Below are 24,976 nucleotides of genomic sequence, written 5' to 3' on the forward strand. Positions count from 1 at the left end.
GCTTTCACGGCGACGACCAACCTCGGCGATCGACTGAGCTTGGCGGGAACGCCGGGTGTTCGGCCCGCGTTCGTCTGTCATGTTCACAACCTTGGCCGTTGCGGCGCGCGATCGAAAACGTCTGGCCGAGATTTCCGGCGTCGCCGCCCGCTTTGGCCTTGAGGCCGTGCTGCTGCGTCTCGGCCTGGGCGGCGGCGAGGCCGAGGCGGGCGGGCCGGAGCCCCTGCCGCGCCGCACCCGTCAGGCGCTGGAGGCGCTGGGCCCCACCTTCGTCAAGCTGGGCCAGATCCTGTCCACCCGCTCGGACCTGCTGCCCGCCGACTGGATCGCCGAGTTCGAACAGCTTCAGAGCGGCGGACCCACCCTCGACTTCGAGACGCTGCGGCCCGAGGTCGAGGCCGCGCTGGGCGGGCCGCCGGAACAGGTCTTCGCCCGCTTCGATGCGGCGGCGCTGGCCGCCGCCTCCATCGCCCAGGTGCACCGCGCCGCGCTGCACGACGGGACCGAGGTGGTGGTCAAGATCCGCCGCCCCGGCGTGCGCCCGCGCGTCGAGGCCGACCTGCGCCTGATCGCCGAACTGGCCCGCCGCGCCGAACAGTCCAGCGCCGAGATCGCCCGCTATCGCCCGCGCGCCCTGATCGCCCAGCTGACCGAGGCCATGCTGGACGAGCTGGACTTCACCGCCGAGGGCCGCAACGTCGACCGCTTCGCCGCCGACTTCGCCAAAAACCGCGACGTGGTCATCCCCGCCGTCTATTGGCAGCACACGACCGACCGCGTGCTGGTGCAGGACTATCTCGACGGCGTGGCGCCCATAGACGCCGCACGGCTGAGGGCGGCGGGCGTCGATCCGCACCGGCTTGCCCGCGTCGGCGCCGAGGCGGTGCTGGACATGGTGCTGGTCAATGGCCGTTTTCACGCCGACCCGCACCCCGGCAACCTGCGCGGCCTGCCGGGCGACCGGGTGGGCCTGCTGGACTTCGGCATGGTCGGGACCGTCACCCCGCGCCGCCGCGCCGAGCTGATCAGCTTCGTTCAGTCTCTGGCCGCCGGCGACGGCGCGCGCATGGCCGAGGTTCTGGCCGACTGGACCGAAGGGACGGACGTCTCGCGCTCCAGCCTGACCGCCGGGGCCGAGCGGCTGATCGCCCGCCACGGTCAGGGCGTGGTCGACCTGCCCGCCATCGTCGCCGATCTGATGGGGCTGATGCGTCAGGAACGGGTGGCCGCCCCGCCCGATCTGGTGCTGATCCTCAAGGCGCTGGTGACGATCGAGGGGGTGCTGTCGCGCGTCGACCCCGATTTCGATCTGGTCCAGACGATGAAGGGCGCCTGGAGCCGCGCCCTCTTCTCCAGCCGCAGCCCGGAAGACCTGCGCAACCGTCTGATCGGCGCCCTTCTGGACCTGTCGGCGGCCAGCGACGACCTGCCCCGCCTGATCCGCGCCGCCTCGCGCCGCCTCACGGCCGAGCCCGCCGCGACGGCGACTGCGGACAAGGAAACCGCCCGGTCGATCCTCTCGGCCGGGCGGTGGATCGCCGCTTCGATTGTGCTCTCCGGCGCCCTGATCGCGGGGGCCTTGCTGCTACGCTGATTACAGCGTCCGCGCGATCAGCAGCTTCATGATCTCGTTGGTCCCGCCGTAGATGCGCTGGACGCGGGCGTCCTTGTACAGCTGGGCGATCGGATATTCGGTCATATAGCCGTAGCCGCCGAACAGCTGCAGCATCTCGTCGATGGTCTCGCCCTGGATGTCCGTCACCCAGTATTTGGCCATCGACGCCGTGGCGGCGTCCAGCTGACCCTTCAGGTGCAGACCGATGCAGTGGTCGACGAATACCTTGGCGACGGTCAGCTTGGTCTTGATCTCGGCCAGTTTGAACTGGGTGTTCTGGAAGTCGATGACCCGCTTGCCGAAGGCCTTGCGCTCCTTGACGTAGGCCAGCGTCGCCTCCAGCCCGCGCTCGGCGGCGGCCACGCCCTGAACGGCGATGTTCAGGCGCTCCTGCGGCAGTTGCTGCATCAGCTGGACGAAGCCCTGGCCCTCGGTGTCGCCGATGACGTTCTCCAGCGGCACCTTCACATCGTTGAAGAACAGTTCGGAGGTGTCGTTCGCCTCCATGCCGATCTTGTGCAGGTTGCGGCCGCGCTCGAAGCCTTCTGCCCCGTCGGTTTCGAGGCAGATCAGGCTGGTGCCCTTGGCGCCCTCGGCCGGGTCAGTCTTGGCGACGACGATGATGAAGTTGGCCAGCTGGCCGTTGGTGATGAAGGTCTTGGAGCCGTTCAGCACATAGTGGTCGCCCTGCTTCACGGCGGTGGTTTTGACGCCTTGCAGATCCGACCCGGCGCCCGGCTCGGTCATGGCGATGGCGCCGACCAGTTCGCCCGACTGCAGGCGCGGCAGCCAGCGCGCCTTCTGCTCGGCCGTGCCGTAGTGCCAGATGTAGGGCATGACGATGGCGTTGTGCAGCGAGATGCCGAAGTGGTCCGCGCCCTTCCAGCCCAGCTGGCGCATCAGCACCACCTCGTGCCGGTAGTCGCCGCCGAAGCCGCCGTCCTCTTCCGGCAGCGACAGGCCAAGCAGGCCTGCGTCGCCGGCCGCGTTCCACAGCTCGCGCGGCACCGAGGAGGCGGCGATCCACTGCTGGAACTTCTCTTGCGGGGCGTGCTCGTCGATCCATTTGGCGACGGAGTCGGAGAAGAGGACGATCTCCTCTTCGCGCATGAAATCGGGGTCGGGGCTGCCTAGGACGTTCATGGAAGGCGTTCCTGCATTCTCCCTCCCCTTCATGGGGAGGGTGGCTGAGGCCGTCAGGCCGAAGCCGGGTGGGGGCGGCGAGGTGACGCAGAACTCTGTGGCGGAGGGACGGGCGCGGCGTGTGTTTCGCCATGCCCTCCCCACCCGGTCGTCGCTACGCGCCGACCACCCTCCCCATGAAGGGGAGGGAGAGTTTCATGCTCAGAACGCCTCGGCGGGCATCTGCATCAGCACCTCGGCGCCGGACTTCAGCTTCTTCAGGTGCGCCCCGGCGTCGGGCAGGATGCGCTCGACGAAGTAGCGGCCGGTCATCAGCTTGTTGGCGTAGTAAGGATCGGCGTCCCCGGCGGCGATCTTGCCTTGCGCCGCCTTGGCCATCTGCGCCCACAGGAAGGCGTAGGCCGTCAGGCCGAAGATGTGCAGATAGTCGGTCGAGGCGGCCGCCGCGTTGTCCGGGTTGGCCATGCCGTTCTGCATCAGCCACATGGTGGCCTCCTGCAGCTTCTTCTTGGCGTCGGCCAGGCCTTCGACGAAGGGCTTGATCGCCTCGTCATCGCCGTTCTCGCTGACGAAGGCGTCGATGTCGGCGAACCAGCTCATGATGGCGCGGCCGCCGTTGGCGGGCAGCTTGCGGCCCACCAGATCCAGCGCCTGAATGCCGTTGGTGCCTTCATAGATCATGGTGATCCGCGCATCGCGCAGATACTGCGACGCCGGGAAGTGTTCAGTATAGCCCGAACCGCCGTGAACCTGCATCGCCAGCGAGGCGACGTGGAATCCCTTGTCGGTCAGATAGGCCTTCAGCACCGGCGTGATCAGGCCCATGTAGTCCTTGGCCTTGGTGGCGACGGCTTCGTCGGCGGCCTTCTGCAGGTCGGCCTGCAGGGCGGTCCACAGGATGAAGGCGCGGCCGCCTTCGACGAAGGCCTTGGCCTCCAGCAGCATGCGGCGCACGTCCGGGTGGACCATGATCGGGTCGGCCGGGCCGTCCGGGTTCTTCGGTCCGGTCAGGCTGCGGCCCTGCAGGCGGTCGTTGGCGAACTCGACGGCGGCCTGATAGGCGGCGTCGCCGATGGCCAGCCCTTGCAGGCCGGTGCCCAGGCGCGCCTCGTTCATGACCACGAACATATTGTTCATGCCCCGGCCTTCTTCGCCGATCAGCCAGCCCTTGGCGTTCTCATAGGCCATGACGCAGGTGGCGTTGCCGTGGATGCCCATCTTGTGCTCGAGGCCGGCGCAGGACACGCCGTTGCGCTCGCCCAGCGAGCCGTCTTCGTTCACCAGGAACTTGGGCACGACGAACAGGCTCAGGCCCTTGATGCCCGGAACCGCGCCTTCGACGCGGGCCAGCACCGTGTGGATGATGTTGTCGGCGAAGTCGTGCTCGCCCGCCGAGATCCAGATCTTCTGGCCGGTGATCGAATAGGAGCCGTCGTCGTTCTTGACCGCCTTGGTGCGGACCATGCCCAGGTCCGTGCCGCACTGGGGCTCGGTTAGGTTCATGGTGCCGGTCCATTCGCCCGACGCCATCTTGGGCAGATACTTCTGCTTGATCTCGTCCGAGGCGCTGGCCTCGATGCCGTGGAAGGCGCCGCTGGTCAGGCCCGGATACATGGAGAAGGCGGCGCTGGCGGCGGCGGTGAACTGGCCCACCGCGCTGGACACCACCGAGGGCATACCCTGACCGCCGAACTCGGTGCTGAAGCCCAACGAGGGCCAGCCCGCCTCGACCATCTGATGATAGGCTTCCTTCCAACCCTTGGGCGTGGTCACCACGTCGCCCTCGATGCGGCAGCCTTCCAGATCGCCGGGACGGTTGATCGGGGCGATGACCTCCTCGGCGAACTTGCCGCCTTCCTCGATGATCTGGTCGATCAGGTCGCGCGACAGATCGGCGTCGGGCAGCTGGTTGCCGTAGGTCTCGACCTGCAGAACGTCATGCAGGACGAAGGACAGGTCGCGGACGGGCGCCTTATAGGTCATGGGATCACGCTCTCGCTTTGAAGGTCAGGAAGTGGTCGTCGGGGTCGTTGAGCCGCTCGCTCAGCAGGCTGGCGTAGGCCTCGGCGCCCGGCAGAAGGTCGGGTCGGTGTTCGCCCAGGGTCTTTTCCATCCAGGCGCAGGCGGCCTCGGCCGTCTCGATGGCGCCTTCGATGTCTTCCAGCTGCTGCTTCAGCGCCTCGATGCGGGCGCGATGGCGCGGCAGGGCGATGGCCATCTGATGGACGTTGTGGTCTTTCTGATCATACAGATCCAGCATCTCCTGGATCTCGACCAGGGTGAAGCCGATGCGCCGGCCGCGCATGATCAGCTTCAGCCGAGCCCGGTCGCGCGGCCCATAGACCCGCGTCTGCCCTTTACGCGACGGCGTCAGCAGGCCCTTGTCCTCATAGAAGCGAAGGGCGCGCGCGGTCGCGCCGAACTCACGGCATAGCTGCCGTATGGAATAGGTGCGATGTTCGTCTGCGATCGACATGCCGCCTTGATAACTTGACGCGGACGTAAAGGGAAGCTTTCGGCGCGCCCGGCTACGAAGTTGTGAACGGCTCAAAAGAAAAGGCCGCGACCGGGGTTGGGTCGCGGCCTTCGTATTCGCAGGCCCTCTGGGGGAGGGGGAGAAGCGGGCCTGCAAATCGGATCGGGAAGGGGCGTCGGCTCAGCGGCGACGCAGCCACAGCACCGGCGCCGTGATGGCGATCAGGACGACGTTGGTCAGGCTCAGGCCCATGTCGAGGTTGAAGGCGTGGACGCCCAGGGCCACGACCTCGAGGATCAGCAGGCCCGCTGTCGCCGTCAGCAGCAGCGGACGGCCGAACCGCCATGAGATCAGCGGCGTCAGCACCATCATGGCCAGCGCCATCTCGGCGACGCCGACGCCGCGCACAAAGGTCTCGCTGACGAGGGCCGGCCACTGCATCAGCACGATGAGGTTCTGCATCGGCTCGGACAGCTTGGCGTAGCCGGCGGCGAGGAAGAACATGGCGATCCAGCCCTGGAAGGTCCAAAGCGTGATGTTCAGATAATCGGCGCGGGCGCGCGCCTGATGGGGCGTCAAGGTGGTCGTCGTCATGGCCGTAACCGTTAATTCGCAACAGCTACAACATCAGTTGCTGTGTGCTGACTTGCAAGCGGCTGAAACAATCTGTGATCAGGCTGGCGGAAGGTCGTGGCGACAGCGAGGCTGAAACCACAATTCCCCGTAACCCAGCCGAGATCATCCGCCTCTAAGCCGAGCCGTATTTCGAGTCAACGCGCGATGACATCAATTGATGACTTAGAGGCTCCAGGCCGCTTTCGCCGTCTCCAGCCGGGCCAGTTTGGCCTTCAGCGGCGCCCAGTCGTCGGCCGCGTCGATGGCGCTCCACAGGGCCTCGACCTCGTCGATCAGCAGCTCTTCGGGCTCGGGCGCGGCGAACATCGGATGCTCCAGCCGCTCGGGCCGGTCGGGCTCATGCTCCATCAGGGCGAAGCGGAAGGCGTCGAAGGCCTCGCCCTGATAGGTCTTGCCGCGCACCCCGCCCAGCGCCCGCGCCGCCGAGCTGAACCCGCCGAACCAGTCGAAGAAGATCGGCTCCCAGCGCAGCGCCTCCTTCTTCTCGCGCGCCAGCGCCAGCGTCGCGTCCAGCAGCCGCTGGTCCGCCGCCTCGCCCAGGCTCTTGACGCCCAGCCGGTTCAGGAAGGCCGCGCGCAGGTGGCGTATATAGGCCGGGCCGAAACCGTTCAGCGCCGCCGCCAAGTCCGCGACTTGCGGCTCCGACTCGGCGATCAGCTTCAGACACCCCGCCAGCTGGGTCAGGTTCCAGAACACCGCCTCGGGCTGGCGCGCAAAGGCGTAGAGGCCGTTCTGGTCGAAATAGGCGGCGGTGAAGCCCGGCTCATAGTGCGGCAGGAAGCGCCACGGGCCGTAGTCGAAGCTCTCGCCCGCGACGTTCAGATTGTCGGTGTTCAGCACGCCGTGGACGAAACCCGCCGCGATCCATTGGGCCGTCAGCACCGCCGAGGCCTCGACCACCGCCGCCAGGAAGCCGGGCGCGTCGCCGGGCGCGACCGCCGGATGATACAGGCTGCGCGCGTGCTCCATCAGCGCCTCGATCTGGTCCTTGCGCCCGTAGTAGGCGGCGCGCTGGAAGGTCCCGAAGCGGATATGGCTGTGCGACAGCCGCACTATGACGGCTGATCGCGTCGGCGACGGCTCGTCGTGCCGCTCCAGATCCTCGCCCGTCTCGATCAGCGACAGGATGCGGCAGGTCGGCACGCCCAGGCTCTCCAGCATGGCCGCCGCCAGGGCCTCGCGCACCCCGCCCTTCAGCGTCAGCCGCCCGTCCGCATGACGCGACCACGGCGTCTGGCCCGAGCCTTTGGTGCCCAAGTCGAGAAGGCGGGGATTTTGAGTGTCCCTATCGCCTTGCTCGCGGGGCAAGGCTGCTTCAGGGACTTCTCGCATCTGCGCCGCCAGAAAGCCGCGCCCGTCGCCGATCTCGGGATTGTACACGCGGAACTGGTGGCCGTGGTAGCGCATGGCCACGGGGCCGGGCTGGCCGGGCAGGGGCTCGAACCGGCCGAAATGCGCGACCCATTCGGCGTCGTTCAGCGTCTCCAGCCCCACCGTCGCCGCCGCCCGGTCGTTGCGCAGGCGCAAGATCGTCTGCGGGAAGTCGGCCGGCTTCACGGCGTCGCCGTATTCGGCGCCCAGTTCAAAAAAGCGGGGGTCGGGGCGATAGGCGGGGGAGACGGGCATGGGCGGCAGATGCCCCTTCGCAGCGCATTTCGCAACCGCGAGGCGGATCCGGCGCGGCGGGGTTGAACCTTGCGGCCCGATCCGTATTTTCACCGGCAGAGATCAGGCCCCGCGCGGCATCGCCCAGGGGTCAGGCCGGCGCCGCCTCGCGCGCGAATCCGGTCCGGCGTCCGTCGATAACCTGACGCCACGACAGACCCTCTCGCTGTTTCGGAGACCTTCGTGGCCAGAAAACATACGCTCGCCTTTCTCAAGACCGAGGCCGGTTCCGGCGCCGTCCTGGGCTTCGCCGCCCTGGCGGCGCTGATCGTCGCCAACTCGCCCTGGTCGGCGGATTATTTCGCCTGGCTCAAGAGCGTTCACGCCGTTCAGATCGGCCCCCTGCGGCTGGAGGAGACGATCTCCGACTGGATCAAGGAAGGCCTGATGGCGGTCTTCTTCCTGATCGTCGGCCTTGAGATCAAATATGAGGTCCTGAAGGGCGAACTCAGCAATCCCAAGAAGCTGGCCCTGCCCATTCTGGCGGCGCTGGGCGGCATGGCGGTTCCGGGCCTGGTCTATCTGGCCGTCGCCGGAACGCTGGGCGGCCCCACGCAGGGATGGCCCATTCCGCTGGCGACCGACATCGCCTTCGCCCTGGCCGTTTTCGCCATGGTGGGGCGCAGTCTGCCCGGGTCGCTGCGCGTCTTCCTGCTGACCCTGGCCATTGTCGACGACCTGGGCGCCATCGCCCTGATCGCCATCCTGTTCAGCCAGGGCGTGCAGTGGGTTCCGCTGCTGGCGGCGCTGGGCGTGATCGCCGTCTTCGCCGTGCTGGGCCGTCGCCGGATGGCCGCCGCCTTCTGGGTGCTGGGCTTCGCCGCCGTCTGGTATCTGACGGTGCTGTCCGGCCTGTCGACGTCGCTGACGGCCGTGGCCTTCGCCCTGATCGTGCCGGTCGATCCGCGTCGCGAGACGTCGCAGAGCCCGCTCAAGGACGCCATGCACGACCTGCACCCCTATGTGGCCTATCTGGTCCTGCCGCTGTTCGCCTTCGCCAAGGCGGGCGTCTCCTTCGCCGGCCTGTCGCTGGAGCAGGCCTTCGCCCCGCTCGTCGTCGCCATCGCCCTGGGCCTGTTCATCGGCAAGCAGATCGGCGTCTTCGGCGTGGCCTGGCTGGCGGTCAAGCTGGGGCTGGGCGACAAGCCGTCGGGCGCTGGCTGGATGCAGCTTTACGGCGTCAGCCTGCTGTGCGGAATCGGCTTCACCATGAGCCTGTTCATCGGCGTCCTGGCCTTCCCCGGCGCCGTGGACTCCGTCGAGCAGATCGAGGTCAAGCTGGGCGTCATCGGCGGCTCCCTGCTGTCGGGTCTGGCTGCGGCCGTGATTCTGTCCCTCGCCGACGCGGCGCAAAAGAAAAGACGCCATTTGAAATCAGTCGCTTCGGCTGAGTGATCGCCGATAACATTGACCTAACGTCAGTATATTTGTCGCTTTATCGCCACAGGTGAGGCGGGGGCGAGGGAATTTATCGTCCCTCACGTGGCCTTTGCTTGTCGGTGACTGGGGCATGGACTACCCCTTTGTGCTGAGAACCCGCGCCGTCCAATGAGCGCGGATCATCAGGGACAGGAATCGCGCGCGGCCGCGAAATGCGGCCGGGCCCACAGAGTCGGGGAGCCGCCTTATGCGTTTGAACCACATCCTTCGCTGCACCGCTTCGGTCGCCGTCGTCGGCGTCGCGGCCTTCGGCTTCGCAGGCGACGCCGCGGCCCAGGAGGGGCCCACCACGGTCGACGACATCATCGTCACCGCCCAGAAGCGCGAACAGAGCCTGCAGGACGTGCCGATCGTGGTCACCACCCTGTCGCAGGCGGCGCTGGAAGGCGCCGGGGTGCGCGACATCAAGGATCTGCAGATCCTGACGCCAGGCATGACCGTCACCTCGACCCAGTCCGAGACCTCGACCACCGCCCGCATCCGCGGCGTCGGCACCGTGGGCGACAACCCCGGTCTAGAAAGTTCGGTCGGCGTGGTCATCGACGGCGTCTACCGCTCGCGCAACGGCGTCGGCTTCGGCGACCTGGGCGAACTGAGCCGCATCGAAGTGCTGAAGGGGCCGCAGGGCACCCTGTTCGGCAAGAACACCTCCGCCGGCGTCATCAACATCATCTCCGAGGCGCCGTCCTTCACGCCGGGCTTCGAGGCCGAGGCCACCTACGGCAACTTCGGCGCCTGGGGCATCGCCGGCTCGGTCACCGGCCCGCTCAGCGAAAAGGTCGCCGGCCGCCTCTACATGGCCAAGCGCGAGCGCGACGGCTTCTATGACGTCGTCACCGGCGCCGGTCCGCGTCAGGAGACCGACGACCAGAACCAGAACTTCTGGACCGCGCGCGGCCAGCTGCTGATCCTGCCCTCGGACGACGTCTCGATCCGGCTGATCGCCGACTATTCCAAGCGCGACGAATACTGCTGCGTCTCGACCCAGATCCGCACCGGCCCCACGGTCGCCTTCATCAACGCGGTCGGCGGTCAACAGGCCGCCCCGGCGCCGGGCTTCGGCGAACTGCCCTTCTCGCGCACGGCCTACGCCAACCGCGGCACCGGCCAGACCATGGAAGACATGGGCTTCTCGGCCGAGGCCAACATCGACATTCCGTCGTGGAACGCCACCTTCACCTCGCTCAGCTCCTGGCGGAACTGGTCGGGCGTCAACGGCATGGACCTCGACTACACCACCGCCGACCTGCTCTATCGCGTGGATGACGGCGGCTACGGCTTCGAGCTCGAGAACCTGACCCAGGAGTTCCGGCTGGCCGGCGCCACCGACCGCCTCGACTGGCTGGTCGGCGCCTTCATGACCCGCGAAAACATCGACCGCGCCGACAGCTACTGGTACGGGGCGGGCTACACGCCCTTCCTGTCGCTGCTGATCTCCAGCCAGTTGAACGCCGGTTCGAGCGCCATCCCGATCAGCCCGAATATCATCGGCTGCATAACCCGTCCGGGGACGACGGCGCAGTTCCTGGCCGGTTGTCTGGCCACCGGCGGCATGGCGCCCTCGGGCCCGACGGCGCCCACCGGCCCCGGGTTCGGCACGGGTCATGGCGTCCAGGATCACTACAGCCAGACGACCGAATCCATCGCCTTCTTCACCAACAACACCCTGCATCTGACTGACAAGTTCGACGTCACCCTGGGGCTGCGTTACACCCTGGACGACAAACGCCTGCTCGGCGTCCAGGACAATCTGGGAACCAATGGCGCGGCCTGCGGCGGCGCCCTGGGCAATGTCGCGGCGATGACCGGAGCGCTGATGGGCGCGGGCCTGCCTGCGGCCGCCGCCCAGACCACCGCCGGGCGCCTGGCGTCCAACCTCTGCCTGCCGTGGGCCAACCCGCTGTTCGACAACCGTCGCATTTCGGAAAATCACGACAACGGCGAGCTGAGCGGCACCCTCAAGGGCAGCTATCGCTTCAACGACAGCGTGATGGCCTACGCCTCCTACGCGCGCGGCTACAAGTCGTTCGGCTACAACATGGACCGGGTGCAGGGGCCGACGGCGATCAATCCGCTGCCGGTCAACCCCAGCAGCTCCCTGCTGTTCCCGTCCGAGACGGTCGACAGCTATGAAATCGGGCTGAAGAACACCCTGTTCAACCGTTCGGTGCTGTTCAACATCACCTACTTCAACCAGAAGTTCGAGGACTTCCAGCTCAACACCTTCCTGGGCACGGCCTTCGTGGTCGAATCCATTCCTGAGCTGACGTCCGAGGGCGTCGACGCCGACTTCGTCTGGTTCACCCCGGTCGAGGGCCTGTCGTTCTCGGGCGGCGTGACCTACACGGACACCAAATACGGCGACTTCACCGCCGCCGACCTGGCCAACCCCGGCAACTTCCCGCAGCTGTCGCTGCTGCCGGGCGCCCGCGCCTCCTTCGCGCCGGAATGGTCGGCCACGGCGGCCATGTCGTTCGACCGCTCGATCGGCTCGGGCATGAAGGTGGGTCTGAACCTGTCGGCGAAGTATTCGACCGAGTTCAACACCGGCTCGGACCTGCTGCCGTACAAGATGCAGGACGCCATGACCCTGCTGAACGGCCGCGTCACCCTGGGTTCGGAAGACGACCGCTGGGCGCTGGACCTGTGGGCCCAGAACCTGACGGACGAGGAGTACAAGCAGGTCGCCATCAACGCCCCGCTGCAAGGCTCGGCCTTCCAGACCACGGTCCAGCCGAACGGCACCTACTACAACCCGGCGCTGGACACCCAGACCTACAACGCCTTCATGGGCCAGCCGCGCACCTACGGCGTGACCCTGCGCGTCCGCTACTGATCTCAGCGGAGCGTCTGAAGACAAGAGGCGGGCCGGAGCGATCCGGCCCGCCTTTTTGTATGAAGCGCACCCCTCTCCCTCCCCGTCCCGGGGAGGGTGGTCGCGAAGCGACCGGGTGGGGAGGGCCGGGCGATTAGGGTTCAGCGCCTGAATAGCTTCGCCGCCCCCACCCGACTTCGGCCTGTCGGCCTCAGCCACCCTCCCCGGGACGGGGAGGGAGAGGCGGTCTCGCCCTTTCGCCACTCATAGGAAAAAGCCCCCGGCCATGCGACCGGGGGCTTTCCTCTTGAGCTTCGCCTCACTCCGCAGGCGTGTGGCTCTCTCCGGCCATCCGCCTCTGCCCGGCGAACATCCGGTTCAGCGTCCGCCGTCCGAAGCCGGCGATGTCGTCGATGATGGTGAACACCGCCGGGATGTAGAGCAGCGACAGGAAGGTCGAGGAGATCAGCCCGCCCAGCACCGCCACGGCCATCGGCGAGCGGAACTCCACGTCGGCGCCCCAGCCGATGGCGATGGGCACCATGCCCGCCCCCATGGCGAAGGTCGTCATCAGGATCGGCCGCGCCCGCTTGTGGGCGGCGTCCATGATGGCGTCGAACCGGCTCAGACCGCTCTTCTCGGCCATGATGATGTAGTCGACCAGCAGGATGGAGTTCTTGGCCGCGATCCCCATCAGCATCAGCACCCCGATCAGGGCCGACATCGAGAAGCTCTTGCCGGCGATCACCAGGGCGATGAAGGCGCCGCCGATGGCCAGGGGCAGGGCCGCCATGATGGTGACCGGATAGGCGAAGCTTTTGAACAGCAGGGTCAGCACCGCATACATCAGCAGGATGCCCGACAGGAAGGCGATGCCGAAGCCGATCAGCATCTCCTGGATGAACTCGGCGTCCCCGGCCGGGACCTGGCGCACGCCGTTGGGCAGGCTCTTGACCGAGGGCAGGCGGTTCACCGCCTGACCGGCGGCGCCGGTGGTGATGCCGTCCAGCTCGGCCGTGATCGAGGCGATGCGCGAGCGGTCCTGACGGCTGACCGTGGCCGGTCCGGCGCCGAACTCGATGTCGGCCACCGCGCTCAGCGGCACCGAGGCGCCCGAGGCGGTCGGCACGCGCAGGCTTTCCAGCACGTTCAGGTCCTCGCGCGCCGCCTCGGTCAGCTGCAGGCGAATGGGGATCTGACGGTCGCCCAGATTATATTTCGGCAGGTTCTGGTCGACGTCGCCGATGGTGGCGACGCGCACCGCCTGCGAGATGGCCCCCGCCGAGACGCCCAGCAGCGCCGCCTCGTCCGGGCGCGGCGTGACCAGGATTTCCGGGCGGGCGATGGCGGCCGTATTGACCACATTGGCCAGGCCCGGCACGCCGCGCATCTCGTCTTCCACCTTGCGGGCGGCCGCTTCCAGCGTCGCCGGGTCGTCGCCCAGGATGGAGAAGGTGTAGCTGGTGCCGTCGCCGGGGCCGCCGCCCTGCTGGGCGATGCCGGCGCGGATGCGGGCGCCGGGGATCTGCTTCAACTCATCGACCATGACGCGGGCGAAGGCCTGCTGGCTCAGCTCGCGCTGACCCTTGGGCACCATGTCGGCGTAGACATTGGCCTGGTTGACCGCCTGGCCGCCGACGGCGGCGTAGACCGAGGTGACCTCGGGCCGGGCGTTCAGCGTCTGGGTCACCTGCCGCACCACGGCGTCGGTCTGGCGCAGGGTGGCGCCCGGCGGCAGCTCGATCTGGAAGGCCGCGCGGCCCTCGTCGGCGGGCGACATGAACTCGAACGACATCTTGGCGACCACGGACAGGCCGATCGAGCCGAACAGGAAGGCCGCCCCCATGACGAAGACGATCCAGCGATGGCGCAGGCACCACTTCAGCGCCCGCAGATAGCCCGCCATCCAGAAGGGATCCTTGTCCTCATGGTGGGTGTGCTTGAGCATGTAGGCCGCCATCAGCGGCGTCAGCAGACGCGCCACCACCAGGGAGAAGAAGACGCTGATGCAGGCGGCCAGCGCAAAGGCCTTGAAGAACTGGCCGATGATGCCAGGCATGAAGCCGACGGGCGCGAACACGGCGATGATGGTGCCGGTCGTCGCCACCACGGCCAGGCCGATCTCGTCGGCGGCCTCGAAGGCGGCGTCATAGGGCGGCTTGCCGTCGCGCATGTGGCGCACGATGTTCTCGATCTCGACGATGGCGTCGTCGACCAGGATGCCGATCGTCAGCGACAGGGCCAGCAGCGTCACCACGTTCAGCGACTGGTCCATCGGTCCCAGAATGGCGAAGGTCGGGATCAGCGACATCGGCATGGCCGTCGCCGCGATCAGGGTCGCGCGCCAGTCGCGCAGGAAGATCCACACCACGATGACGGCCAGGACCGCGCCCAGGATCAGCGCCTCCAGCGAGGCGAGGTAGGATTCCTCGATGTATTTCACGCTGGAGGTGACCTGTTCGATGGTCAGGTCCGGGTGGCGCTCGTCGATCTTCTCGACCTCGGCGCGCACCTTTTCGGAGACCTTGACCTCGCTGGCCTCGCGCGAGCGCAGGAAGTTGAAGGTCACGGCCTCCTGGCCGTTGTAGCGGGCCAGACGGCGCGGCTCGCTCCATTTGTCGACCACCACGCCCAGATCGCCCAGGCGCACGTTCTTGCCGTCGCCGACCGGCACCAGGGTCTCGCGCAGCTGTTCGACCGAACCGGCGGCGCCCAGCGTGCGCACCGCGCGCTCCGACCCGGCGATGGTGACGCGCCCGCCCGGCAGGTTGTTGTTGACGTTGGTCAGGGCCTGGCTGACCTGCGCCGCCGTGACGCCGTAGGCGCTCAGACGCTGCGGATCCAGCTCGACGCGGATCTCGCGGTCCACCCCGCCCGAACGGTTGACCTCGCCGACGCCGCCCAGCGCCAGCAGGGCGCGGCTGACCTCATTGTCGATGAACCAGCTGATCTGTTCCGGCGTCATCGTTTCCGAGCGCACCACATAGGTGATCAGGGCGTCGCCGGTGATGTCGATGCGCTGGACCGTCGGTTCCTGCATGTCCTGCGGCAGGCTGGCGCGCACGCCGCTCATGGCGTTGCGGACGTCGTTGGTGGCGCGCTCGGTGTCGGTGCCCAGCTCGAACTCGATGGTGGTCGAAGACACCCCGTCCGAAACGTTGGAATAGATGTGGCGCACGCCCGACAGGCCGGCGATCGAATCCTCGATCACCCGCGTGACCTGCACCTCCATCTCGGTCGGGGCGGCGCCGGGGCGCGCGGCCGTGACCGCCACCAGGGGGAAGTCGATGTCGGGGTTGTTGTTGATCCGCATCCCGGCGAAGCCGGTCACCCCGCCCAGCGTCAGCAGCAGGAACAGCAGGATGACGGGGATGGGGTTCTTGATCGCCCAGGCGGAAATCTGGTTCATGGCCGGGCCTTACTTCTTGGCGGGCGCCGGCGCCTTGGGCGCCGCCACCGTCACCTTGTCGCCGTCGTTCAGGAAGCCGGCGCCGGCCACCACGACCCGCACCCCGGCCTCCACCCCCTCGACCGAGGTCTGGTCGTCGTTGCGCGACAGCACCGTCACCGGGGCGAAGCGCACCGAGGAGTCGGCGTTCAGCACGAAGACGCCGGACTTGTTGCTGCGGTACAGGACCGCGTCGGTCGGCACCACCGTGGCCGGACGGGCGCCCGCCTCGATGGCGGCGCGGGCGAACATGCCCGGCTTCAGCGCGCTGCCGGGCGACAGGCTGATGCGCGCCAGCCCCAGGCGGGTCTGAGGATTGACCTCAGGCGTGACGATGCGGACCGTGCCGGTCGTCGATCCGGCCTGGCTGGAGGTTATGGCCGCGCTCTGCCCGGCCTGGATCAGCGGCAGTTCGGTCTCGGGCACCTGGGCGTCCAGCTCCAGGCGGCCGTCGCGCACCATGCGGAACAGTTCGGTCCCGGCGTCGATGATCTGGCCCTTGGTGACGCTGCGGCTGATGATCAGCCCGCTGACCGGCGCGCGGATGGTGGCCTGCGACAGGCGTGTCTGGGTCTCGGACAGCGAGGCGCGCGCCGCAGCCAGATTGGCCGTCGAGGCGCGCTGGTTGGCCAGGGCCGTATCCAGCGCCGCCTGGCTGAGGAAGCCGCGCTCCTTCAGCTCCTGCGCGCGGGCCAGGGCGGCGTCGTCGCGCGCGGCGTTGGCCTCGGCCGTCTGCACTGCCGCCTGCTGCTGGCGCACCTGGGCCCGCAGCAGCACGTCGTTCATCTGCACCAGCGGCTGGCCCTGTCGGACGTAAGAGCCTTCATCGACATAGACGGTCGTCGCCGTCAGCCCGCCGGTCTCGGCGCCGACCGGCACCTCTTCCCAGGCGGTGACGGTGCCCGAGGCGACCACCGTGCGGGGCAGGGCGACCGTCGTGGCCGTCGCCGCGCTGACGGTCTGGCGCGAGGCGCCGGCTTCCTTTTCCTTGGGGGCCTCGCCGTGTCCGCCGCAGGCGGCCAGGGTCAGGCTCGCGCACAGCGCCGCGGCCAGGGCGCCGGTCAGTGGGGCCGAAAAGCGTCGAGAGGTCGCCACGTGCGGATATCCTGGGAGGTTGAGCATTCAGTCAGGCGCGCGCCAACCTTCTGTCCGACGGCGCGGGCATAGCAACGCTGTTTAACCCTTCGGCGATCCCCGCTCAAACGACTCGATCGCAATTACAGAGAAGTAATCTGCGGGCGGGCCGTCGAGAGACGCTTCAAATAGGCGACAGGGGTCAGGGCCGATCCCGCGCCGGCAGGGCGGCGACTTCGGCGTCGGTCAGGCCTTTGACCATACGAACGCTGCACGGCGTGTTGTCAAAGTCCCGAGGCGCCGAGACGATGCGGGTCCAGTCGCCCACGCACAGGCGGGTAAGCCCGCCGTTCGGCTTGAAGCCGATGGCTAGCGCATTTTCCAGGTCCGGACAGACGCCCAGGGTCTCCAACTGATAGACCGACTTCGTCCCCGTGCGCACATAGACGTTGCGCCCGTCGTTCGAGACGCGGAAATTGCGAATGTCGCGCTGGAAGATGCACTGGCGCGCCGTCGTATTCGCGGCGGTCTGGCCGCCGCTGCCGCCATTGGCGCCGCCGTTGACCGGCGCGCACGCGGCGATGGTGAAGGTCGCGGCCAGAAGAGCCGGAGCCATAGCGAGACGAAGGGTCATGACGCTGCCTCGGTTGACGTCGATCATGGCGGTGCGCCCGGTCTGAACCACGCCGGTGGCGTTATGCACGACAACGCCGGGCGCGCGCGCTGGTTTCGCTTAAACGGCGTTATCGCCTTCGGTCAGCCAACGGGTCGCCGACAGCCGGCGCGCCGCCTCGGCGCTCAGCGGCGAGGGCCGCCCCATGGCCAGGGCCGCCAGATGCTCGCCCAGCAGGGGCGCGACGCAGAAGCCGCGCGAGCCCAGACCGGTCAGCACGAACAGGCCGGGGCGCCATCGGCCGCACAGGGGCAGGCGGTCAGGCGTCGTGGCGCGCACGGCCGCGCGGCGCCCCCGCGCCTGAGCAGGCGCGGCCTCGACGCGCGCGGCGAACTGGGGCAGGGCGGCGCCGAGGGTCGCCCGGTTGCGGGCGCTGGCCTCGTCGGACGCCTCGGGCGTTTCGACGCCCCGGTCGTGGGTGGCGCCGTAGAGCATCCCCCGCCCGGTCGGCGCCGCATAGCCGCCCCAGGCCGCCGGGACGCTCGGGCCGGGCGCCGCTTCGTCCTCGATCCAGTCCGCCTGTCCGGCTACGGGCGACAGCGGCAGGTCGGGCGCCAGCCGCCCCGTCCCCCAGCCCGCCGCCAGCACCACGGCGTCCGCCTCGATCAGCACGGCGTCGTCCTCGCCCCGAATGCGCCAGCCGTCCGTCATCGGCTCCAGCCGCGCCACGCGCCCTGTCACCCGTTCTGCGCCGGTCAGCCAGGGCTCCAGTATGGCGTCGGAGCGCACCGCCAGCGCCTGCGCCATCATCAGTCCGCCGCGCGTGGTCGCCTCGCCCAGACGCATCGAGCAGGCCGCCGCGTCCAGACGCTGCATCGCCCCTTCGGCCCACAGCTCCTGAGCGGCGATCTTGTCGAAACGGGCGGCGTCACGCGGCGCCTGCTCCAGTTGCAGCACGCCCTCGGCGACCACGGCGCCGGGCAGGGTGCGATAGAGGTCGCCCGCCCGCTCCAGCGCCTGGGCGTGAAGACCGGCGATCAGGGCGTCGCCCGCATCCAGCCGGGGCGTGACCAGCGACGCGGGAAAGCCCGAGGCCCCCGCGCCCGGCCGCTCGGCCTCGATGACGGCGACGCGCGCGCCCTCGGCGATCAGGGCCCGCGCCAGGGCCGCCCCGGCGATCCCGGCGCCGACGACGGCGACGTGGACCGGCCGCTCCGGCCGCGGCTCGCCGGCCATCCGCGCTTCCAGCCGTTCGCGCTTGCACCCGTGGCCGGGCTTTTTCTCGACCGTAAAGCCGTGCTCGGCCAGACCCCGGCGCACGGCCCCCGCGACGGTGAAGGTGGCCAGCCGGGCGCCGGGCGCCGAGCGCGCCGCGACCAGCGCCATAATCTCGGGCGACCACATGCCGGGGTTCAGCGCCGGCGAAAATCCATCCAGAAACCAGGCGTCGGCCGCGCCCGACCACTGCTCCAGCGCCCATCGCGCATCGCCGACGGCCAGGTCGATCGTCGCCCCCCACTGCGGCAGGTCCAGCCGGTGAAACCCCGGCGTCCCGGCGGGCCAGACCGCCAGCAGCCCCGCGGCCGTCTCGGCCAGCTCGGGCCAGGCGGCCAGCGCCCGCGCCGCCTCTTCGCGCGTCAGGGGGAAGCCTTCGATGGAGAAGACCTTGAGCCGCCCGTTCTCGGGCCGCGTCCGTCGCCACAGGTCCAGCAGGGCGACGATGTTCAGCCCGGTGCCGAAGCCCAGCTCGCCCACGCTGAAGGCGGATCGCCCGCTCCACGCCTCCGGCAGGCCGCAGCCCTGCAGGAAGACCGCCCGCGTCTCGGCCAGGCCGTCGTCCTTGGAGAAGTAGACGTCGCCGAATCGGCCCGAGCGCGGCGAGCCGTCCTCGGCCCACACCAGAAGCGGAGAGGCGTCGTCAGGCGCGATGTCGGCGGGATGGGTCATGACGGCCGGTCTATCGACCTGGGCGACCGGACGAAAGCTGGCTGGAACTATGGGCAAGAAAAAAGGGACCGTCCGAAGACGATCCCTTTCTCCATCACGGTCCGGAGACCGCGATTTAAGACTGTGAAGTCTTAGGCAGCCGGGGCGGCCGGAGCAGCAGCCGGAGCGGCGGCGGCGTCGGCGGCCGGAGCAGCGGCGTCAGCCTTGGCGGCTTCGCCAGCGGCTTCGCCAGCAGCGGCGGCGGCGTCGGTGGCGGCGGCGTCGGCCGTAGCAGCGGCGTCGGCAGCGGTGTCGGCGGCGGCGGTGGCGTCGGCAGCGGCGTCTTCAGCCTTGTCGGTGGCGGCGGGTTGGCAAGCAGCCAGGGCCAGAGCGGCGGCCGAAGCGGCGATCAGAGCGGTGATGCGCATAGTTTTCTTCCTTCAGAAGGTAAATGCGAGACCATGAACCTCGCTGAGGGAGTGATAACGGCTTCGTGAGCACAAGCGCAAGCGATTTCTCACGCGTTCGTGAAGACGCCGCGAGCGCATCTCGTTTGTCGATGCGCCGACGCGCCTCGCCGCGCCTCTAGTGGGGCGGAATCGGCGGCGTGGCCGGGTCGGTCGGATCGGCCGGCAGCGGCGTCGGCGGCGAATCCGGGTCCGGCGGAAGGGGCGGCGGGGTCGGCGCCGGAACGGCGTCGCCCGGCGGCGGGTTGGCGGGCGTCATGGCCCCGGGCGCAGCCCTCGAATCCGGCGTGCTCGAGGGTTGGGCGGCCGGGGCGGTCACGCCGTCCGCCCGCTGCGGCGCGCGTTCGCTGCACGCGGACAACAGCAGAACGGCGCCCACGGCGGTCAGGCTCGGCAGAAGGGATCTTGAGGACGGTCGCATCGGACAGCTCCTTTCAGAAACGGCCGCGCACGCGGCCGTGATCTTCAGAGAACCGTCGTGAACGCTCCGTGTTCCGAAAGTCGCATGAAGCGCCCGTCAGGCGTCCATCGGCGCGGCGGCCAGGGCTTCTTCCATTTCGGTGAAGGACGGCTGGGCGGTCGAAGGGATGTCGCCGCGCCCGATCTCGACCGAGATCTGGGCCGCATTGCCGTGCAGGTGGGCCACCAGCACCGACTGGATGATCTTGTAGTAGGCGCCTTCCTCTTCGACGATGGCGTTCAGGCGCGAGGCGAACGGCCCGACCAGCCCATAGGCCAGGAAGACGCCCAGGAAGGTGCCGACCAGGGCGCCGCCGATCATGCCGCCCAGCACCTCGGGCGGTTCGGTGATCGAGCCCATGGTCTTGATGATGCCCAGCACCGCCGCGACGATGCCCAGCGCCGGCAGGCCGTCGGCCAGGGTCTGCAGCGCGTGGGCCGGGGCCAGGGCCTCGTGGTGGTGCTTCTCCAACTGCTTTTCCATGGCGTCCTCGATCTGGTGCGGATCCTCGAGGTTCATGGTCATCATCCGCAGGGTGTCGCAGATGAAGTCGGTGGCGAAGTGGTCCTTCAGCACCTTGGGATACTTCTGGAAGATGGTGCTTTCGGCCGGCTTTTCGATGTGGCTTTCCAGGGCGATGACGCCCTTGGACTTCATCGTCTTGGTCAGCTGGAACAGCAGGCTCAGCAGGTCCTTGTAGTCCTGCTTCTTCCACTTCGGCCCGGCGAAGCATTTGCCCAGCCCGCCCAGGGTGGCCTTGATCACCGGCAGGCTGTTGGAGATCAGGAAGGCCGCGATCCCCGCCCCGAAGATCGCCATCAGCTCATAGGGCAGCGAATAGAGGATGGTCGCCATCTTGCCGCCGTGCAGCAGGAAGCTGCCGAACACCATGGCGAACAGCATGACGATGCCGATGATCTGGAACATGGGGCGAGCGGGCGTCCTGCAGCCGAAGGGTCAGACGCCTTATCGCCGTTAATGCTTAAGGGCGCGTTTCGCGAATCCCGGTTCGGCACAAAAAGAAGAAGACCCTCTCCCGATGGGAGAGGGCTTGAGCCTCCAAGAGCCGAAGGCGATTGGCCAAGGCGAAAGGGTGAGGGGTTCGCGGTTCAAGTCGGCGTGAGCCGCCGCGCCACGGCTGACGCCGACTGACGGGACAAACCCCTCACCCTTTAGCGCAAGAACGATCGCTGCGCTCTCGTGCGCTCAAGCCCTCTCCCATCGGGAGAGGGTGTTTGTTCTAAAGCCGCGTCTCGCCGCTCAGGATCGCCTCGCGCGCCTGGGCGGTCAGCACCTGATATCCAGCCTCGCCGCCGCGCACCCAGACGGGGCCGTCGACCTTGGCCGGGTCGAAGCCGTCGGCGACCAGGTCGACCTTGCGGTATTTGAAAGTGCCGGTGGTGTCGGCCGACTTCAGCATCCGCACGAACACCGGCCGCGCATAGGACGGCAGTTGCTCATCGGTCCAGGCGGCGAAGGCGGCGGGGTCGAACACGCCGTCCATCACCAGGCCGACCATGCCCGCCTTGCCCTCCTGGCCCGGCACGGCGACGCCATAGGCGATGACCTCCTGCACGCCGGGCGCCTCGGACAGGCGCTGCTCGACCTCGGCGGTCGAGACGTTCTCGCCCTTCCAGCGGAAGGTGTCGCCCAGCCGGTCCATGAAGTAGAAATAGCCCTGCCGGTCCTGGCGCATCAGGTCGCCGGTGCGGAACCAGCGGTCGCCCTTCTTGAACACGTCGGTCAGGATCTTCTTCTGCGACGCCTTCTTGTCGGCATAGCCCGAGAAGTCGTGGCGGATGTCGCTGCCGATCTGGCCGATGGCCTCGCCGGTCTCGCCGACGGCCACGGGCACGCACTGGCCGTTGGGGCCGCGCAGGGGCTCGCCCGTCTCGGGGTCCAGGGCGATCAGGCGGATGTTGATCTGCGACTTCAGATAGCTGGGCACCCGGCCGATGGCGCCCGCCTTGCCGTCGAAGTTGAACAGGGAGACGTTGCCCTCGGTCGAGCCGTAGAACTCCAGAATGTCCTTGATGCGGAACCGGCTCTGGAACTCGGGCCAGACGTCGGGGCGCAGGCCGTTGCCGAAGGCCAGCCGCAGCTTGTGGGCCTTCTCGTCCGGATGCGCCGGGCTGTTGACCAGATAGCGGCACAGCTCGCCGATATAGACGAACATCGTCGCGCCCGTCGCCTTCACGTCGGGCCAGAAATGGGTGGCCGAGAAGCGCCGCCGCGTCACCATCCGCCCGCCGTTCAACAGCACCGAACCGACGCCGACCAGCCCGCCGGTCGAGTGATACAGCGGCAGGACGTTGAACAGCACGTCCTTGGGCGTCGAGGCCGTGGCCCCGGCGAAGGCGCGCATATAGGTCCGCACCCGCGAATGCGGCATCCGCGCCGCCTTGGGCAGGCCCGTGGTGCCCGAGGTGTAGATATAGAGGGCGGTGTCGCGGTTGGTCATGCCCTGGCGCAGCGCGCGGTCGGGCCGCACCGAGGAGGCGCTGCGCACGGCGTTGTCCAGGTCGCGGCGGCCGTTCGTCTCGTTCTCCTCGCCCAGGCCGTGGACCCAGATCATCAGATTGCGGTCGACCAGGCCGCGCGCGTCCTCGACCGCCTGCCAGCAGTCCTCGTCCGTCACCACGTTGAAGGCGGTCGAAATGGTCAGGCAGTGGGCCAGGGCCGCGCCGGTCAGATTGTTGTTGATCAGGGCGGTGGCCACCCCGACCTTGGAGAAACCGAACCAGGCCGCCACGTATTCCACGCGGTTATGCATCACCAGGGCGATGACGTCGCTGCGCTTCAGATTGCGGCTCTTGGCCCAGTTGGCGTAGCGGTTCGCCAGGGCCTCGAACTCGCGATAGGTCAGTTTGCGGGTCTCGTCCTCGACGGCGATGTTGGGGCCGAACCTGTCGACCGCCTCCTCGATGTCGTCACAGGCCAGGACGTCGCCGTCGAGGGTGATGGGCTTGATGCGCTTCAGAAGCCGGAACAGCCCGCTCGCGAACTTGATGTCACGCCGGATGTTTGCCGCCAGTCCCATGGGTGCGCCGCCTCTTCCCGATTTGCCTTTACCAAGGGTGATGAACGGCGCGGAGCGGCGGGTCAACCGGGGGCGGGGACGCAGGCGGAGCCGCCGGACGAAAAGGCGAGCTTCCGCGCCGTTTTCAATGACGTAGCGTCAAGCCTGGCCTCTCAGCGCGCGGCGGGCGCCACGCGCCAGACCGCGTCGCCCACGTCATCGGCGACCAGCAGGGCGCCGCGCCGGTCCACGGCGACCCCGACCGGCCGTCCCATCGCCTCGCCCTTTTCATTGCGGAAGCCGGTCAGCACGTCCTGGGGCGGCCCGTCCGGGCGCCCATCGCGGAAGGGCACGAAGATGACCTTGTACCCGGACGGCGGATTGCGGTTCCACGAGCCGTGCTGCCCGATGATCGCCCCGTTGCGCCACTGCGGCAGCAGGTCGCCCGTATAGAAGGTCAGGCCCAGCGAGGCCGTGTGCGACCCCAGGGCGTAGTCGGGCCGGATCGCCGTGGCGACCATCTCGGGCCGGGCGGGCTGCACCCGCTCGTCGACGTTTTGTCCGTAATAGCTCCACGGCCAGCCGTAGAAGCCCCCCGCCGTGACCGAGGTCATGTAATCGGGAACCAGATCGTTCCCCAGGGCGTCGCGCTCATTGACCGAGGTCCACAACCGCCCGTCCTGCGGGTTCCAGGCCAGACCGACCGGGTTTCTCAGACCCGAGGCGAAGACCCGCCGCGCCCCCGTCGCCGCGTCGATCTCCAGGATGGCGGCGCGGTCGACCTCCTCATCCAGCCCGTTTTCGCCGATGTTGGAGTTGGAGCCGACCCCGACATACAGCTTTGTCCCGTCGGCCGAGGCGACCAGGCTCTTGGTCCAGTGGTGATTGCGCCCGGCCGGCAGGTCCGCGACCTTGACCGGCGCCGCCTCGATGCGCGTCTGTCCCGTCCGATAGGGGACTTTGACCAGGGCGTCGGCGTTGGCGACGTAGAGCGTCTCTGCGACCAGAGCCATGCCGAAGGGCGAGGTCAGGCCGCTGAGGAAGACGGTTTTCGTCTCGGCGGTCCCGTCGCCGTCGGCGTCGCGCAACAGGCTGATGCGGTCGGCGCTGGGCCGGTCGCCCGAGCCGGCGCGCGCCATCACCAGTCCCTCGATCCAGCCGCGCAGGCCGCCCTTCTTCTCCTTCGGCTTGGCCGGTCCCTGGGACTCGGCGACCAGCACGTCGCCGTTGGACAGGACATAGAGCCAGCGCGGATGATCCAGCCCCGTGGCGAAGGCGTTGGCCGCCAGCCCCGCCGCCGCAACGGGCGCGCGGCCTTGCGGCCAGCCGACGGCCGGGGCGATCTTCACCATTGGCACGCCTTGGGGCTTGGGCGCGGGCAGGTTGGGCGCCGCGCCGAACCCGTCGGTTTCGGGCAGCACGCTTTCGGTGCCGCATGCCGCAAGCACCATCATCAGGGGCAGTATCAAGAGGCGGCGGCGACCCATGGAACGATCCTCAGCGTGCAGGTAGGGCGGGATACTCGAGTCGACTGACGTCATAGCCCAGTTCGCCGGCCCGCCGCGTCAGGCGGGCGAGCTGGTCGGCGGTCGGGACCTCCCGCGTATAGATGAAGAGCCGATCGAACGTCGGATCGGCCGAGATGAACCAGCTGTAGTCTTCGGCGCGATCCAGCACCCAGTAATCCCAGGTGACGAAGCCCCAGAAGTATCTGACCCGCAGCTTGGCGTTCACGCCCGGGTCCAGGATTTGGCCGCGCCCTTCGATGGCCTTCTCCGGGCCTTCCGGCGTGTCCACCTGGCACGTGTCGCGCACCGCGACCCGGGCGGGCGGCGAAAAGACATAGGCGCTGGCGCCGGCGACGCAGCCGTCGGTGATCTTCATCGGCAGACGCGCCACCTCATGCCAACGTCCCGACCAAAGGCGCTCCGCGTCGATGGTCTTGAGCGGCTGAGGCGCGCGCACCGCGCTCATCGGCGGGGCCGTGACGCACGCGGCCAGGCTTGCGGCCAGGGCGATCAGGGGCGTCGCGACGGCGAGACGGCGGGAAATCGGGGCGGCGAGGGGCATGGCTGTCTCCGTGGAACGAACACAGGTTTACGCGCGCGGTTCCATGGCGGATGACTTACGCTCGGCGCGATAGTGGGGAGGGCCTTGAGCGCCTCGCGGGTCACGCCTA

18 protein-coding genes are annotated in these 24,976 nt (G+C 68.4%); 3 read left to right on the forward strand and 15 right to left on the reverse strand.

Translation table 11 applies throughout. From position 1 onward, the window contains the following. Nucleotides 1–79 precede the first annotated feature (79 nt). The gene (locus ACLBV5_RS09910) at nt 80–1,594 is read left to right on the forward strand and encodes an ABC1 kinase family protein (protein ID WP_447605575.1); all 1,515 of its coding nucleotides are present in this window, start codon (nt 80–82) and stop codon (nt 1,592–1,594) included. On the opposite strand, the gene ACLBV5_RS09915 is transcribed toward ACLBV5_RS09910, so the two are convergent. The 5 genes from ACLBV5_RS09915 to ACLBV5_RS09935 form a co-directional block, all read right to left on the reverse strand. Beyond that, nucleotides 1,595–2,758, reverse strand: coding sequence for an acyl-CoA dehydrogenase family protein (locus ACLBV5_RS09915; protein WP_025977734.1), 1,164 nt, complete (start codon nt 2,756–2,758; stop codon nt 1,595–1,597). Between the two features lie 201 nt (nt 2,759–2,959). Then, complete coding sequence (locus tag ACLBV5_RS09920; protein WP_447605576.1) at nt 2,960–4,741, reverse strand: acyl-CoA dehydrogenase C-terminal domain-containing protein; 1,782 nt, start codon at nt 4,739–4,741, stop codon at nt 2,960–2,962. A 4-nt stretch (nt 4,742–4,745) separates the two neighbouring features. After that, nucleotides 4,746–5,234, reverse strand: a complete 489-nt coding sequence (locus ACLBV5_RS09925) for a MerR family transcriptional regulator (RefSeq protein ID WP_025977732.1) — start codon at nt 5,232–5,234, stop codon at nt 4,746–4,748. Between the two features lie 180 nt (nt 5,235–5,414). Beyond that, nucleotides 5,415–5,828, reverse strand: coding sequence for a DoxX family protein (locus ACLBV5_RS09930; RefSeq protein WP_447605577.1), 414 nt, complete (start codon nt 5,826–5,828; stop codon nt 5,415–5,417). A 204-nt stretch (nt 5,829–6,032) separates the two neighbouring features. Beyond that, nucleotides 6,033–7,496, reverse strand: a complete 1,464-nt coding sequence (locus ACLBV5_RS09935; RefSeq protein ID WP_447605578.1) for a protein adenylyltransferase SelO family protein — start codon at nt 7,494–7,496, stop codon at nt 6,033–6,035. A gap of 222 nt (nt 7,497–7,718) precedes the next feature. On the opposite strand from ACLBV5_RS09935, the gene nhaA reads away from it, so the two are divergent. Together nhaA and ACLBV5_RS09945 are read left to right on the forward strand one after the other, a co-directional pair. Then, nucleotides 7,719–8,930, forward strand: coding sequence for a Na+/H+ antiporter NhaA (nhaA, locus tag ACLBV5_RS09940; RefSeq protein WP_447605579.1), 1,212 nt, complete (start codon nt 7,719–7,721; stop codon nt 8,928–8,930). Nucleotides 8,931–9,162: 232 nt separating this feature from the next. Then, nucleotides 9,163–11,811, forward strand: a complete 2,649-nt coding sequence (locus ACLBV5_RS09945) for a TonB-dependent receptor (RefSeq protein WP_447605580.1) — start codon at nt 9,163–9,165, stop codon at nt 11,809–11,811. A gap of 298 nt (nt 11,812–12,109) precedes the next feature. On the opposite strand, the gene ACLBV5_RS09950 is transcribed toward ACLBV5_RS09945, so the two are convergent. The 10 genes from ACLBV5_RS09950 to ACLBV5_RS09995 all read right to left on the reverse strand — a co-directional run bounded on the left by ACLBV5_RS09950 (nt 12,110) and on the right by ACLBV5_RS09995 (nt 24,867). Further along, nucleotides 12,110–15,199: an efflux RND transporter permease subunit gene (locus tag ACLBV5_RS09950; RefSeq protein WP_447605581.1), complete on the reverse strand. Its 3,090-nt coding sequence runs from the start codon at nt 15,197–15,199 to the stop codon at nt 12,110–12,112. Nucleotides 15,200–15,208: 9 nt separating this feature from the next. After that, complete coding sequence (locus tag ACLBV5_RS09955; RefSeq protein ID WP_447605582.1) at nt 15,209–16,333, reverse strand: efflux RND transporter periplasmic adaptor subunit; 1,125 nt, start codon at nt 16,331–16,333, stop codon at nt 15,209–15,211. 181 nt (nt 16,334–16,514) lie between these two features. Continuing rightward, nucleotides 16,515–17,015 (reverse strand): DUF6491 family protein, encoded by a 501-nt coding sequence (locus tag ACLBV5_RS09960; RefSeq protein ID WP_447605583.1) that lies wholly within the window; start codon nt 17,013–17,015, stop codon nt 16,515–16,517. Nucleotides 17,016–17,045: 30 nt separating this feature from the next. After that, nucleotides 17,046–18,872, reverse strand: a complete 1,827-nt coding sequence (gene mnmC, locus ACLBV5_RS09965) for an FAD-dependent 5-carboxymethylaminomethyl-2-thiouridine(34) oxidoreductase MnmC (protein ID WP_447605584.1) — start codon at nt 18,870–18,872, stop codon at nt 17,046–17,048. A 131-nt stretch (nt 18,873–19,003) separates the two neighbouring features. Next, the gene (locus tag ACLBV5_RS09970) at nt 19,004–19,279 is read right to left on the reverse strand and encodes a hypothetical protein (protein WP_025977723.1); all 276 of its coding nucleotides are present in this window, start codon (nt 19,277–19,279) and stop codon (nt 19,004–19,006) included. 157 nt (nt 19,280–19,436) lie between these two features. Continuing rightward, a complete protein-coding gene (locus ACLBV5_RS09975) occupies nt 19,437–19,739 on the reverse strand; it encodes a hypothetical protein (RefSeq protein ID WP_447605585.1) in 303 nt (100 codons plus the stop codon). Between the two features lie 96 nt (nt 19,740–19,835). After that, nucleotides 19,836–20,705 carry a flagellar motor stator protein MotA gene (gene motA, locus ACLBV5_RS09980; protein WP_003170169.1) on the reverse strand — a complete coding sequence of 290 codons (870 nt, stop codon included), beginning with the start codon at nt 20,703–20,705 and terminating at the stop codon, nt 19,836–19,838. A gap of 313 nt (nt 20,706–21,018) precedes the next feature. Then, complete coding sequence (locus ACLBV5_RS09985; protein ID WP_447605586.1) at nt 21,019–22,818, reverse strand: long-chain-acyl-CoA synthetase; 1,800 nt, start codon at nt 22,816–22,818, stop codon at nt 21,019–21,021. A gap of 152 nt (nt 22,819–22,970) precedes the next feature. After that, nucleotides 22,971–24,284, reverse strand: a complete 1,314-nt coding sequence (locus ACLBV5_RS09990) for a PQQ-dependent sugar dehydrogenase (protein ID WP_447605587.1) — start codon at nt 24,282–24,284, stop codon at nt 22,971–22,973. Between the two features lie 10 nt (nt 24,285–24,294). Further along, complete coding sequence (locus ACLBV5_RS09995) at nt 24,295–24,867, reverse strand: lipocalin family protein (RefSeq protein WP_447605588.1); 573 nt, start codon at nt 24,865–24,867, stop codon at nt 24,295–24,297. Nucleotides 24,868–24,976 lie beyond the last annotated feature (109 nt).

This window comes from Brevundimonas sp. M1A4_2e (assembly GCF_053345555.1).

Coding starts and splice junctions, on each gene's coding strand:
- ACLBV5_RS09910 (WP_447605575.1), top strand. CDS start 80: ATGTTCACAACCTTGGCCGTTGCGGCGCGCGATCGAAAACGTCTGGCC.
- ACLBV5_RS09915 (WP_025977734.1), bottom strand. CDS start 2,758: ATGAACGTCCTAGGCAGCCCCGACCCCGATTTCATGCGCGAAGAGGAG.
- ACLBV5_RS09920 (WP_447605576.1), bottom strand. CDS start 4,741: ATGACCTATAAGGCGCCCGTCCGCGACCTGTCCTTCGTCCTGCATGAC.
- ACLBV5_RS09925 (WP_025977732.1), bottom strand. CDS start 5,234: ATGTCGATCGCAGACGAACATCGCACCTATTCCATACGGCAGCTATGC.
- ACLBV5_RS09930 (WP_447605577.1), bottom strand. CDS start 5,828: ATGACGACGACCACCTTGACGCCCCATCAGGCGCGCGCCCGCGCCGAT.
- ACLBV5_RS09935 (WP_447605578.1), bottom strand. CDS start 7,496: ATGCCCGTCTCCCCCGCCTATCGCCCCGACCCCCGCTTTTTTGAACTG.
- ACLBV5_RS09945 (WP_447605580.1), top strand. CDS start 9,163: ATGCGTTTGAACCACATCCTTCGCTGCACCGCTTCGGTCGCCGTCGTC.
- ACLBV5_RS09950 (WP_447605581.1), bottom strand. CDS start 15,199: ATGAACCAGATTTCCGCCTGGGCGATCAAGAACCCCATCCCCGTCATC.
- mnmC (WP_447605584.1), bottom strand. CDS start 18,872: ATGACCCATCCCGCCGACATCGCGCCTGACGACGCCTCTCCGCTTCTG.
- ACLBV5_RS09970 (WP_025977723.1), bottom strand. CDS start 19,279: ATGCGCATCACCGCTCTGATCGCCGCTTCGGCCGCCGCTCTGGCCCTG.
- ACLBV5_RS09975 (WP_447605585.1), bottom strand. CDS start 19,739: ATGCGACCGTCCTCAAGATCCCTTCTGCCGAGCCTGACCGCCGTGGGC.
- motA (WP_003170169.1), bottom strand. CDS start 20,705: ATGTTCCAGATCATCGGCATCGTCATGCTGTTCGCCATGGTGTTCGGC.
- ACLBV5_RS09985 (WP_447605586.1), bottom strand. CDS start 22,818: ATGGGACTGGCGGCAAACATCCGGCGTGACATCAAGTTCGCGAGCGGG.
- ACLBV5_RS09990 (WP_447605587.1), bottom strand. CDS start 24,284: ATGGGTCGCCGCCGCCTCTTGATACTGCCCCTGATGATGGTGCTTGCG.
- ACLBV5_RS09995 (WP_447605588.1), bottom strand. CDS start 24,867: ATGCCCCTCGCCGCCCCGATTTCCCGCCGTCTCGCCGTCGCGACGCCC.